11 protein-coding genes are annotated in these 12,702 nt (G+C 68.3%); 7 read left to right on the top strand and 4 right to left on the bottom strand.

What is annotated here, in order from left to right:
• The first annotated feature begins 21 nt into the window (after positions 1–21).
• From WA670_RS36225 to cydC, 4 genes are read left to right on the top strand one after another with little or no spacing between them, the layout of a single operon-like run.
• Positions 22–1,185: a cytochrome ubiquinol oxidase subunit I gene (locus tag WA670_RS36225; protein ID WP_336160764.1), complete on the top strand. Its 1,164-nt coding sequence runs from the start codon at positions 22–24 to the stop codon at positions 1,183–1,185.
• Between the two features lie 4 nt (positions 1,186–1,189).
• Positions 1,190–2,167, top strand: a complete 978-nt coding sequence (gene cydB / locus WA670_RS36220) for a cytochrome d ubiquinol oxidase subunit II (RefSeq protein WP_336160762.1) — start codon at positions 1,190–1,192, stop codon at positions 2,165–2,167.
• Positions 2,168–2,180: 13 nt separating this feature from the next.
• On the top strand, positions 2,181–3,671 hold the full coding sequence (cydD, locus tag WA670_RS36215; RefSeq protein WP_336160760.1) for a thiol reductant ABC exporter subunit CydD: 1,491 nt from the start codon (positions 2,181–2,183) through the stop codon (positions 3,669–3,671).
• Positions 3,668–5,176 (top strand): thiol reductant ABC exporter subunit CydC, encoded by a 1,509-nt coding sequence (cydC, locus tag WA670_RS36210; protein WP_238608520.1) that lies wholly within the window; start codon positions 3,668–3,670, stop codon positions 5,174–5,176. The genes cydD and cydC overlap by 4 nt, the downstream gene beginning before the upstream one ends.
• On the opposite strand, the gene WA670_RS36205 is transcribed toward cydC, so the two are convergent.
• Positions 5,160–5,744: a hypothetical protein gene (locus WA670_RS36205; RefSeq protein ID WP_238608521.1), complete on the bottom strand. Its 585-nt coding sequence runs from the start codon at positions 5,742–5,744 to the stop codon at positions 5,160–5,162. The genes cydC and WA670_RS36205 overlap by 17 nt on opposite strands.
• Before the next feature lie 93 nt (positions 5,745–5,837).
• The gene (locus tag WA670_RS36200) at positions 5,838–6,743 is read right to left on the bottom strand and encodes a glucosyl-3-phosphoglycerate synthase (RefSeq protein WP_037815945.1); all 906 of its coding nucleotides are present in this window, start codon (positions 6,741–6,743) and stop codon (positions 5,838–5,840) included.
• A gap of 54 nt (positions 6,744–6,797) precedes the next feature.
• On the opposite strand from WA670_RS36200, the gene WA670_RS36195 reads away from it, so the two are divergent.
• Positions 6,798–7,472, top strand: a complete 675-nt coding sequence (locus WA670_RS36195) for a lysophospholipid acyltransferase family protein (RefSeq protein WP_037816398.1) — start codon at positions 6,798–6,800, stop codon at positions 7,470–7,472.
• Positions 7,473–7,477: 5 nt separating this feature from the next.
• Here the strand turns inward: WA670_RS36195 and WA670_RS36190 are convergent, their stop codons facing one another.
• Complete coding sequence (locus WA670_RS36190; protein WP_200864309.1) at positions 7,478–8,020, bottom strand: TIGR00730 family Rossman fold protein; 543 nt, start codon at positions 8,018–8,020, stop codon at positions 7,478–7,480.
• Positions 8,020–8,805: a TIGR00730 family Rossman fold protein gene (locus WA670_RS36185; protein WP_043831975.1), complete on the bottom strand. Its 786-nt coding sequence runs from the start codon at positions 8,803–8,805 to the stop codon at positions 8,020–8,022. Before WA670_RS36185 ends, WA670_RS36190 begins: the two co-directional genes overlap by 1 nt.
• A gap of 359 nt (positions 8,806–9,164) precedes the next feature.
• Between WA670_RS36185 and WA670_RS36180 the strand changes: the two genes are divergently transcribed.
• Positions 9,165–11,255: a M4 family metallopeptidase gene (locus WA670_RS36180; protein WP_134733763.1), complete on the top strand. Its 2,091-nt coding sequence runs from the start codon at positions 9,165–9,167 to the stop codon at positions 11,253–11,255.
• Positions 11,256–11,449: 194 nt separating this feature from the next.
• Entirely contained in the window at positions 11,450–12,505 is a 1,056-nt protein-coding gene (locus WA670_RS36175) for a chitinase (protein ID WP_037815951.1), read from the top strand.
• The last annotated feature ends 197 nt before the right edge of the window (positions 12,506–12,702 follow it).

Genomic DNA, 12,702 nt, shown 5'->3' with positions numbered 1-12,702 from the left:
CTACGTATAGGCTGCGTCGGCATGGACCCACTGCCGATAGCGCGACTCCAGTTCGCGACCACAACCTCGTTCCACTTCCTGTTTGTGCTGCTCACCTTGGGTTTGGTGACCATGGTGGCGATCATGCAGACCCGCGCGACGCTCCGCGGCGGCGAGCAGCTGCACCGGATGACCGCGTTCTGGGGCCGCCTGTACGTGGTCAACTACGCGCTCGGAATCGTCACCGGAATCGTGATGGAATTCCAGTTCGGGATGACCTGGACCGGGCTGTCCGCGTTCGCCGGGGACGTTTTCGGCGCGCCGCTCGCGATCGAGACGCTGGTGGCGTTCTTCCTGGAATCGACGTTCCTCGGCGTGTGGATCTTCGGCCGCGGCCGGATGAACAAGTGGGTGCACCTTGCGGTGTTGTGGCTGGTCACGCTCACCGCGTACGCCTCCGCGCTCTTCATCATGGTCGCCAACTCGTTCCTGCAGAACCCGGTCGGTTCGCGGATGGAGAACGGCGTGCTGCGACTGGACGACTTCGGCGCGTTGTTCGCCAACCCGGCGCTGGTCGCGTCGCTGCCGCACGTTATCGGGGCCGCGTTGCTGACCGGCGGCTTCTTCGTGACCGGCGTCAGTGCGTACCACTTCCTCAAGCGCACCAGCGAGATCGACTTCTTCCGCCGGTCGCTGCGGATCGGGGTGGTGACGTCGCTGATCGGCAGCGTGCTGGTGGTCCAGGCCGGGTTCGCGCAGTTCGCCGAGGTCGCCGGGTATCAGCCGGACAAGTTCAAGGGTTCGGTCGCCGTCGGGCTGCCGCTCGGGATGATGATCAATATCGGCTTCTTCGCGTTCTTCGCGGCGCTGGTCGGCACGCTGCTGTTGTTCCGCGACCGGCTGCTGCGGGCGCGGCCGGTGCTCATCCTGATGGTGCCGGGGATCGCCGTGCCGTTCATCGCGGCGATCATGGGCTGGCTGGTCCGCGAGATCGGCCGTCAGCCGTGGCTGGTGTGGGGCAAGCTGCGCACCGCGGACGCCGTCGCCGACGTCAGCGGCGGGCAGATCCTGTTCTCCTTCATCGCTTTCACGCTGTTGTTCGCCGTGCTGGCCATCGCCGACTGGGTGCTTCTCGCGCGGATCGCCAAACGCGGTCCGGCGGTCGCCGCGGCGGAAACCGAACTTCCTGTCCTGAGTGGAGTGTGACCCCGTGGTGACGATCTGGTGGGGTGTGCTCGGTTTGCTGCTGGGCGGCTACTTCGCGCTGGCAGGCTACGACTACGGCGTCGGGATGCTGCTGCCCGCGCTCTCCCGCGACGAGGCTGGACAGCGGCGCGTGCTCGGCGCGGTCGGCCCGTTTTTCCTGGCGAACGAGGTGTGGCTGGTCGCGGCGGTCGGCGTGCTGTTCGGCGCGTTCCCGCATCTGGAAGGGCGGGTGTTCGCCGGGGCTTACGTGCTGATTGTGCTGTTGCTGCTGGGCTTGGTCACGTTCACCGCGGCGGTGCAGCTGCGGAGCCGGCATCCGGAGGGCAACCGGCGCGGGTGGACGTTCGCCATTACCGCGGGCGCGCTGGTCACCACGGTCTCGTGGGGATTGTTCCTCGGCAACCTCACGCGCGGGCTTCCGCTCGACGCGCAGGGCCGTCCGGTAGACGACGTTCTGGCGTTGTTCAACCCGTACGCGGTGTTATGGGGGCTTGGGTTTGTCGCCCTGTTCTGCTTGCAGGGCTTGGTTTTCCTCGCAGTACGTGGCCCGGCGGAAATTGCCGGACGGGTTCGGCGGCTGACTCGGTCGTTCCTGCTTCCGGTGGGCGTTTTCCTGGTTACAGCGACGGTTTGGGGAGCTTTCTCCGGTGGTTCTTGGGCCGCACTGGCGGTAGTAGCGGTCGCCTTCGCCGCCTACCTGACAGTCCTTTTCGGACTCCGGCGACCACGGTTGGCGCTCCCCGCCGTCATGCTGCTGAGCGCGTGCCCCGCGCTGCTGGTCGGGGTGCTGCGGTTCCCGGTCGTCCTGTCCTCTGGCGCGGGCTACCAGTTGACCGTCGACCAGGCCGCCACCACGCCGGACATGGCCGCGGTGCTCGGATGGTTCGCCGCGCCCACGCTCCTCGTGCTGGTCGTCGTGCAGTGGCTGACCTGGCGAGCGCACCGACGTCCGGTCGACGAGAAGTCGTTGCTGCACTATTAAAAGGAGTCTCACCATGCCTGGTCTTCGCGGCTACCTGACAGCGCTCGCTGTGCTGGGCGTCGGCACCGCTGTCACCGTGCTCGTCCAGGCGGACGGGCTCGCGACCCTGCTCACCGGCGGCGGCGTTTCGGTTGCCCTGTGCGTCGCCGCCGGGGCGAGGCTTCTGCTCGTTGTCGCGCAGGGCCTGCTCACCAGCCACTTCGCGGCATCGGCACAAGCAGGCCTGCGTCGTCGGTTGCTAGACGCGTCCGGCGACCCCGGCGTGACCGCCACCCGAATCACCAAAGGCGTCGATGCCACCGCCACCTACCTCACGGGCTACTTGCCAGCGATGGTGCTGTCGACCGTGGTCCCGGTCGCAGTACTGGCAAGGCTTTTCACTGCCGACCTGACCTCCGCCTTGATCGTCACCGCCACCGTCCCGTTGATCCCGCTCTTCGGCGCGTTGATCGGTGCGCACACGAAAGCACGTACACAGTGGACACTCCTAACGCGACTGGGCGGACACTTCCTCGACATCGTCCGAGGTTTGCCGACGCTCAAACTCTTCGGCCGCGCGCAAGCCCAGACCCGAATCGTGCGCGAAATGGCCGACGCGCACGCCGACGCCACCATCCGGACGTTGAAAGTCGCCTTCCTGTCCGCGCTGGTGCTGGAACTCGTCGCCACCCTGTCGATCGCGCTCGTCGCGGTACCCATCGGGTTCCGCCTGCTGTCCGGCTCGATGACCGCGCACACCGCGATGCTGGTCCTGGTCCTCGCCCCGGAGGCGTACCTGCCGCTGCGCGCCGCCGGAGCGAAGTTCCACGCCGCCGCGGAAGGACTCACCGCATGGAAAGAAATCCTCAGCGCACCAACGACAATCCGCCGGTCCGGCACGCGGACACGTCGCCTCGGTCCGCCGGAAGTGGTATTCGACCACGTATCCGTGCATTACGGCGAAACTTGCGCACTGTCCGAAGTAGACTTAACTATTCAACCCGGCGAACACCTCGCCTTGGTCGGGCCGAGCGGTTCCGGCAAATCCACTCTGCTCGCCGTTCTGCTGGGTTTCGTCGAGCCGACCGCCGGGCGAGTGCTCGTCGACGGCGTCGACCTGCGCACCCTCGACCACTCGTCCTGGCTGCGCGACACTGCGTGGCTACCGCAACGTCCGACGCTCTTTCGCGGCACCCTCAAGGAAAACACCGGCGGACGCCGCGTTGACGACATCGTCACCGACCTCCCCTACGGCTACGCGACGCAGATCGGCGAACTGGGCGCGGGACTGTCCGCCGGGCAACGCCAACGCGTCGGACTGGCCCGAGCTCTGTCCCGCACCGAAGCCGGACTCGTCCTGCTGGACGAACCCACCGCTCGCCTCGACACCGGTACGGAAGCGACCGTGCTGGCCGGTGCCAAGGAACTGCTGCCCGGCCGCACCGCAGTCCTGGTCGCACACCGACCCGCGCTGGCAGCACTCGCGTCGCGGACGGTCGAACTCAAGCATGGGGTGACGGTATGAAACTCGTCCGCGCGACCCTGCTCGCCGTCGGTGCCGAACTCGCCGGACTCGGCCTGACCGGCACCGCGGCCTGGCTGCTCATGCGTGCCGCCGAGCAACCTCCGCTCGCCGCGCTCACCCTCGCGATTGTCGCCGTGCGCGTCTTCGCCTTGGCGCGCGGCGGACTCCGTTACGCCGAACGCCTTGCCGGACACGACGTTGTCCTCCGCTACCTCGGCTCCCTCCGGACCCGGGTGTACCAGGCCCTACTCCCCCGTCGCGTCGCCGAACACTCCGGCGCGGACTTGGTCACTCGCCTGGTGTCCGATGTGGACGCCGTGCAAGACGCCATCCTCCGGCTAGCGCTACCGGCCGTGGTCGCGAGCACTGTCGGTCTAGCGGTCGTGGTTTTCGCCGGGCCGGTAAGCCTTCCGCTTTCCGGAATTGTCCTCATCGGACTGCTCGCAACAGGACTTCTGTTAATCCCCCGAAGCAAAGCCCCCGAGCCGCCGCAGGAACTCGCCGAACGCACCGTGGAACTCGTCCTCGGCCGCCACGAACTCATCGCCTACGGCTGGGAACAACGAGAAAAAACCCGCGCCACCACGGTCATCGACAAGCTGGCCGCAGAATCCCGCCGCACCGGCCGCCGTCTCGCCCTGACCACTGCCGCCGGAGTGGCCGTGCAATTCGCGACCACCGTCGCGGTCGCGCTGCTCAGCCCCGCGAGCATCCCGGTCACCGCCGCCCTCACCCTGACCACGATGGCCCTGTTCGAACTGGTCCTTCCGCTGCTTCCCGCCGCCGAGCGAATCCCCGAAATCCGCGCCTCGCTGAGCCGGGTGCGCGCCGTCCTCGCCGCGCCGGCCCGAACCCCCGAACCGATCCCCGGACCAGGGCATTTCCGGCTGACCAACGTCGGCGTCCAGTATCCCGGCCGCCGCGCCGCGCTGGAAGGCATCGACCTCGACCTGCCGCCCGGCACCCGGTTGGGCATCCTCGGCCCCTCGGGCGCCGGAAAAACGACTCTGCTGCACGTCCTGCTCGGCTTCGTCTCCCCCACGTCCGGTTCGATCACCGTCGACGGCCGCCCCGTGACCGGACCGCACCCCGCGGTGATCTCCGGAGCCCTCGCCGACGCACACGTCTTCGCCACGACCGTCCGCGAGAACCTGCTGCTCGCGAACCCGGAAGCCACCGACGACGACCTGCGCGCCGCCTGCGAAACCGCTGGCTTCGACCTCCCGCTGGACCGGGACACCGGCCAAGACGGCGACGCCCTCTCCGGCGGTCAACGGCAACGGCTGATCCTCGCCCGCGCGGTACTCGCCGCACCGCCGGTCCTGGTCCTCGACGAACCGGTGGAAGGCCTCGACCCAGCACACGGCGACGAGGTCCTGGCGAGGATTCTCGCTCAGGCGAAGGGAACCGTCGTGCTGGTGACGCACCGGCCGGAGCACGTCGCCGGGTTCGACCAGATCCTCATGGTGGAGGACGGTCGGCCAGCGCTCACTGTTCCCGGATGAGCTGGATCGGCGAGTCCATCGGATCGAGGTGGAACAGGTCGTTGGCGTCGACGTACGGCTGCGATTCCGGCGATCCGCGGAACAGCGCGACGACGACAGCGGTGAACCGGACTCGGCCGTCGCCGAGATGAGTGATCCCCTTCGGCTCGGCGAGACCGGCCAGCCACTCGGCCTGCACCGGGTGCATCGTGGCGGTGTAAGTCCCGGTCCGGCCGGCGCGGGCGGCCAGGACGTCGCCCCACCGGGCGAGCGAGAGGATCTCGTCGATCGCCAGCCGGATCTCGTCGCTTCCCCCGTAATCCAACGCCGTGTACCCGGCCTGGCGGGCAATTCCGCCGCGCCAGTAACTGGAGTCGTCGCCGGGCACGCTCCGGTAAACCGTCTGCCACGCGGGCCGCCGGTGAAAAGGATGCGGAGCCAGTTCGGCCCAGCCGACCAGGAACCCGTCCCTGCTGCCGTCGTCCGCGTAGACCCGCACGGTGTTCCGGTCCGGCTGCCGAAGAACCAGATCGCGCAGCTCCAGCCGGCGCGCGCTCGAAGGATCCAGTCGGTCTTTGGCCACGTCCATCGCCCCCGCTGCTCGAATCGGATCGGCTCCGGAACGTAGCGCGCGGCGATGACATCTCGATGAAGCCGCGTTCTGTCCACTGTAGACAGAAGGTCATTCCTGCCGGGCGGCCAGCACCTCGCGCATCGGCGGCCGATCCGCCACCGGCACCTCCGTCACGTCGGGCACCCACTCCCCGGACACCTGCACGAACTGCGTGAACCGCGCCGCCTCCGCGCTCGGCATCCCGCAGCGGGCCAGCGCGGTGCCGAGGATCTGCCGGGCCATCACGCCGAGTTGCAGCAGCGACCGGTTGCGGTGTTTGCGCACGCCGAGGTTGACCTGCGCCAACCCGTCGAGGCCGTAGCGCTCCTCGGCGTCGAGCAGCAGGCCGATCTCGACGCCGTATCCCCCGGCGAACGGCACCGACTCCAGGAACTCGCGCGTGCCCGCGTACTCGCCGCCCAGCGGCTGCACCAGCTCGCCGAGAGCCGGGCGCAGCGCGGACAGCACCGGGCGCGCCAGCAGCTCGGTGACCCGGCCGCCGCCGGTGCTCTCCAGCCGCAGCGGACGGCGGTAGAAGCCCTTGACCAGGTGCACGCCGTCCTCGGTGAGCAGCGGGCCGAGCAGCGACGGCACGAACGCCGGGTCCGGGTCGACCAGGTCGGAGTCGAGGAAGACCACGACGTCGCCGGTCGTCGCGGCGAGCGAGCGCCACAGCACCTCGCCCTTGCCCGGACGCGGCGGCAGCTCCGGCACGACGTCCTCGCGGAGGACCACCCGCGCCCCGGCGGCCGCGGCGACCTCGACGGTCGCGTCGGTGGAACCGGAGTCGACGACCACCAGCTCGTCGACCACTCCGCCGAGCAGCGGGCGCACCGAGGCGACCACCGCGGCGACCGTTTCCTCCTCGTTCAGCGCCGGCAGCACGACCGACACGGTCCGGCCGCGTTTGGCGGCGAGGATGTCCGCGGCGCTCCACCCGGGCTCCTGCCAGGTGCGACGGTGAAACCAGCTCATGGAGGCGATCGTGCCATGCTGGAGCCGGTGCCCGATCCTCCGGAGGGAGAACCCTTGCTGTCGCTGCTCGTCCGTTTCGTGCTCGGACCGCTGGTCCGCGCGCTTTACCGGCCCCGGGTCGAGGGGGTCGAGAACATCCCCGAGGACGGTCCGGTGCTGCTCGCCTCCAACCACCGGGCGGCGCTGGACACGGGTGTGATCACGTTCACCACCCCGCGGCAGGTCCGGTTCCTCGGCAAGGCCGAGTACTTCACGGGCAAGGGCGTCAAGGGCCGGTTCATCGCGAAATCGCTCGACGCGCTCGGGTACGTCCCGGTCGAACGCGGCAACGCACAGGCCGGGCTCGCCGCGCTCGAAGCGGGCCGGAAGGTGCTCACCGACGGCGGCGTCTTCGCGATCTACCCCGAGGGCACCCGCTCGCTCGACGGACGGCTGCACCGCGGGCACACCGGCGTCGCCGCGCTCGCGCTGTCCACCGGGGCGAAGGTGGTCCCGGTCGCGTTGTTCGGCACCGAGGGCATCCAGCCGAACGGCGCGAAAATCCCGCGGCTCGCCAAGATCAAGGTCCGCTTCGGCGAACCGCTGGACTTCGCGCGCTACGAGGGCCAGGACTCGTCCTCGGCGATCCGCCGCTCGGTCACCGACGAGATCATGTACGCGATCCTGGAACTGTCCGGGCAGGAATACGTCGACACCTATCACAAGCGACCGGACGAAAAAGCGTCGTAGGCGCCTTATCCGACCGAGCGGCTCATGATGTCGACCAGCTTGTCCGCGTCGGACGCGACGCTGATCAGCTCCCGCGTTTCCGGCCGCAGGAATCCCTTCTCCAGCATCTGATCGGCGAACGCCACCAGCGGCGAGTAATACCCGGCCACGTCGAGCAGCCCGATCGGCTTGCGGTGAATGCCGAGCTGCGCCCACGTCCACACCTCGAACAATTCCTCGAGGGTGCCGACCCCGCCGGGCAACGCGACGAACGCGTCCGACAGCGCGGCCATTTTCGCCTTGCGCTGGTGCATGTCGGCGACCACGTGCAATTCGGTGAGACCGCCGTGCGCGATTTCCACGTTCGACAGCACTTCCGGGATCACGCCGATCACTTCGCCGCCCGCGGCGAGCGCGGCGTTCGCCACCACGCCCATGGTGCCGACGCTCGCGCCGCCGTAGACGAGGCCGATTCCCCGCTGCGCCAATAGTTTCCCGACGCCGGCCGCCGCTTCGGCATACTCCGGCGAAAAACCCTGCGCCGAACCGCAGAACACACAGATCCGCATCAGTGCGTGTCCTCCCAAGCCTGATAAGACTCCTGCACGACGCGCACCGCGTCGTCGATGTCGTCGGTCAAATGCAGCAGATCGAGGTCCTTCTCGCCGATTTTCCCGCCGTCGAGCACGGATTTCGCGATCCAGTCGTACAGCCCGCCCCAGTATTCGGTGCCGAACAGCACGACCGGGAACTTCGTGACCTTCTTGGTCTGGACCAGCGTGAGCGCCTCGAACAGTTCGTCGAGCGTCCCGAATCCGCCGGGAAGGCAGATGAACGCCTGCGAGTACTTGACGAACATGGTCTTGCGCGCGAAGAAGTAGCGGAAGTTCACGCCGAGGTCGACCCACGGGTTCAGGCCCTGCTCGAACGGCAGCTCGATGCCGAGCCCGACGGAGAACCCGCCCGCCTCGTTCGCGCCGCGGTTCACCGCTTCCATCGCGCCGGGACCGCCGCCGGTCATCACCGCGAACCCGGCGTCGGCGAGCGCGGCCCCGATCTTGCGGCCCAGTTCGTACTCCGGGTGGTCGCGTTTGGTGCGCGCCGAACCGAACACGGTCACCGCGCGCGGAACCTCGGCCAGCGCGCCGAATCCCTCGACGAACTCGGCCTGGATCCGCAGCACGCGCCACGGGTCGGTGTGCACCCAGTCGCTCGGCCCCCGCGAGTCGAGCAGCCGCTGATCGGTGGTGCTGCCCTGGTCGCGCCGATCGCGCCGGAGCACCACCGGGCCCTTGTGCCGCTCCACCGGACGTTCGGGGTACTGGCCGTCGGGAAATTCAGACTGTTCGCTCACCAGCCAAGCCTACGGGCCGATCGGCCGCGGCGGGCGCCCGAGGCGGCACCGGAGCGTGACGGCTCGGTTGCCCGCGGCTGAACGCGGGAAAGCGGACCACCAGCGGGTTCCGGTCCTCCTACCAACGGCCGGTTGTCAGGAACTACCTACGAAAGTCGTCCGGCCCGTCCCGAACCGGCGTTTTCCCTGCTACGGGGCTACTTGCGGGGAATAGTCCCGATCGCCCTCGAGGTCCCGCTGGTCCGTTCAGCGCATTGACCGCCCCCGTGAGCGCTTTTTTACTCACGGTGTCCGCGGCCTGATCAGCCCAGCTCAACGCGTTGCGCTTTTCCCCATCGTGTACCCCGAAAGGACTGTCGATGACGTCCAGAAGAGGGCTCGCCACCGGCATCGCAAGTGTCGCCGGTCTCGCCCTTTCCCTGCTCGCGCTGCCGGTGACCCCGGCATCCGCGGCCCCCGCCCACCCCACCGCAGACCCGCAGGCCACCGCGATCGCGGCCGCCGACCGGGCCGCCGCCGCAGGCGCGGTCGGGCTCCGCAAGAGCTCGGCCGAAAGCCTGCACCGCGTCAGCACCACCCTGGGCGACGCCGGGCTGTATTACAACTCCTACGAGCGCACCTACGACGGCCTCCGGGTCGTCGGCGGGGATGCGGTGATCGTCGCCGACGGAACGGGCCGCGTGCGCGGCACCGACTCCGCCGAGGGCGCGGCCATCACCGTGGGCACCAAGCCCACTGTCGACGCGGCGCGCGCGGCCTCGGTCGCCCGCGCCCAGTTGCCGACCGTGAGCACGGTGAGCAAGCCTGATCTGGTCGTTCTCGGCGGCGCACAGCCGAAACTGGCCTACGAGGTCGTCGTCAAGGGCCGCACCGCGAAGGCGCCGAGCAACCTGCACGTCTTCGTCGACGCCGCCACCGGGAAGGTCCTCGACCAGCGCGACGACGTGAAGGCCGAAAGCCCGGCGAAGTCCGGCGCGAACGCCGCGGCCCCCGCCGCGGCGGGCAACGGCAACAGCTACTACGTCGGCCAGGTCAGCATCGACACCACCGGGTCGGGCAGCTCGTACTCGATGCGCGACCCGAACCGGTCGGGCATCAGCTGCGGCCGCGAAAACGGCTCGGTGTTCACGAAGTCCAGCAACAACTGGGGCAACGGGCAGGGCACCGACCTCGAAACCGGTTGCGTCGACACGCTTTACAGCGTGCAGACCGAGTGGAACATGCTGAAGGACTGGCTGGGCCGCAGCGGCATCGACGGCAACGGCCGCGGGTTCCCCGCCTCGGTCGGGCTGAACGACGTCAACGCGTACTGGGACGGTTCGTCCACGCACTTCGGCCACTCGCAGGACAACCAGCGCCAGGCGACGTCGATGGACGTGGTCGGCCACGAGTTCGGGCACGGCATCTTCCAGAACACGCCGGGCGGCGCGGGTTCGGGCAACGAGAACGGCGGGCTCAACGAGTCCACCGGCGACATTTTCGGCGCGCTGACCGAGTTCTACGCGAACAACCCGGTCGACAAGCCGGACTTCACCGTCGGCGAGGGCGTCAACCTGGTCGGACAGGGCCCGATCCGCTACATGTACAACCCGGGCCAGATCGGCGACCCGAACTGCTACTCGTCGTCGATCCCGAACACCGAGGTGCACGCCGCCGCGGGCCCGCAGAACCACTGGTTCTACCTGCTCGCCGAGGGCAGCTCTCCCTCGGACGGCCAGCCGTCGAGCCCGACCTGCAACAACAGCAGCGTCACCGGCGTCGGCATCCAGAAGGCGGGCAAGATCTTCTACAACGGCCTGCTGCACAAGACCTCGTCCTGGAACCACAAGGCGGCCCGCAAGGCCACCCTTCAGGCGGCGGTCGACCTGTTCCCGGGCAGCTGCACCGAGTTCAACGCCACCAAGGCGGCGTGGGACGCGGTTTCGGTCGGCGCGGTTTCGGGCGAGGCCACCTGCACCGGCAACCCGCCGGCGGGCAACGACTTCTCGGTCGCGCTGTCCCCGGCGACCGCGACTGTCCAGCCCGGTGAGTCGGCCAAGTCCACGGTGACCACCAAGATCACCAACGGCAACGCGCAGTCGGTGAAGCTGACCGCGAGTGGCCTGCCCTCGGGCGCGACCGCGACCTTCGACCCGGCGACCATCCAGTCCGGCGCCACCGCGACCGTCACCATCGCCACGACGGCCAGCACGCCGAAGGGCACCAGCAAGGTCACGATCACCGCGACCGGCGCGAACGCCACGCACACCTCGGACTTCACCCTGACCGTGGGCAGCGGCACCCCGCCGGGCTGCGGCGGCATCGCGGCGTGGGACTCGAACACGTTCTACGGTCCGGGCGACGTGGTCTCGTACAACAACCACAAGTGGACCTCGACGTGGTACTCCGTCGGCGCTGAGCCGGGCGCACCCGGTTCCTGGGCCGTCTGGACCGACAACGGGGCCTGCTGACGCATTAACCGCACTCTAGTTTCTCGGCCTTCTGGACCAGCCGGGCACGGCGCCTCGTGCCCGGCTGGTCCGTGTTCGTCCACTTGTCCAGACCACCCTGGCGGAATTTGTCTAGACCATACGTTCGGGGGTAGGAATCCCCCGGTGCGCCGCTTACCGTTGCGACACCACCGTTACCGGGGACGGGAGCCGTGATGAACGGACGGAAATCGCGCTGGTTCGGGACCGCCGTGGCGGCCCTGCTCGCACTGCCGCTCGCGGGAATCGCCCCCGCCTCAGCGGCCGCTCCGCAGTCGGACACCTGCGCGGTAAAACCGAGACCCTCCGGTTCGGTGCTGCAAGGCTATTGGGAAAACTGGGACGGAGCCTCGAACGGCGTCCACCCCGGCATGGGCTGGGTGCCGATCAACGACCCCAGCATGGCCGCACACGGGTACAACGTCATCAACGCCGCCTTCCCGGTGATCCTTTCCGACGGCACCGTGCAGTGGGAAGACGGCATGGACTCGACGGTGAAGGTCTCCACGCCCGCCGAGATGTGCGCGGCCAAGGACGCCGGAGCCACCATCCTGATGTCTATCGGCGGCGCAGCAGCGGGTATTGACCTGTCGTCCAGCTCGGTCGCCGACAAGTTCGTCAGCACCATCGTGCCGATCCTGAAGAAGTACAATTTCGACGGAATCGACATCGACATCGAGACCGGTTTGTCGAGCAGCGGCGACATCAATTCGCTGTCCGCCTCGCAAGCAAACCTGGAACGCATCATCGACGGCGTACTGTCCCAAATGCCCGCCGGCTTCGGCCTGACGATGGCCCCGGAAACAGCATACGTAACGGGCGGCTCGGTAACCTACGGCTCGATCTGGGGCGCATACCTCCCCATCATCAAGAAGTACGCCGACAACGGCCAACTGTGGTGGCTGAACATGCAGTACTACAACGGCTCCATGTACGGCTGCTCCGGCGACAGCTACGAAGCCGGGACCGTGCAGGGATTCACCGTGCAGACGCAATGCCTGGACAAGGGCCTCACCGTACAAGGCACCACAATCCGCGTCCCGCTGGACAAACAAGTCCCAGGCCTCCCAGCCCAACCAGGCGCAGGCGGCGGCTACATGGATCCGGGCCTGGTCTCGCAGGCGTACCAGAGCGTCCCCGGACTCAAGGGATTGATGGACTGGTCAATCAACTGGGACGGCTCAAAAGGCTGGACCTTCGGCGACAACGTGAAATCGCTGCAAGGCCGGTAAAAAAAGCTGCTGTGGGCCGGGGTGCTTGCGCATTGCGCCGCCCCGGCCTCAGCCCACAAACCAACGGGCCGCCGGTTCTCCCCGGCGGCCCTTTCTGCCGTGAGGGGAACCCTCACAGACGCTGATTCCCGCAGGGTTCCCCTCACGACCATGCTCCGGACGTGAGGGGCCCCTTCACGGACGTAAACCGCACCGGC

It is taken from the genome of Amycolatopsis sp. VC5-11 (genome assembly GCF_037034185.1).
Lineage (GTDB): Bacteria > Actinomycetota > Actinomycetes > Mycobacteriales > Pseudonocardiaceae > Amycolatopsis > Amycolatopsis nivea.
Note: the sequence above shows the minus strand (reverse complement) of the source record. Positions and strands in the feature narration are given on the sequence as shown.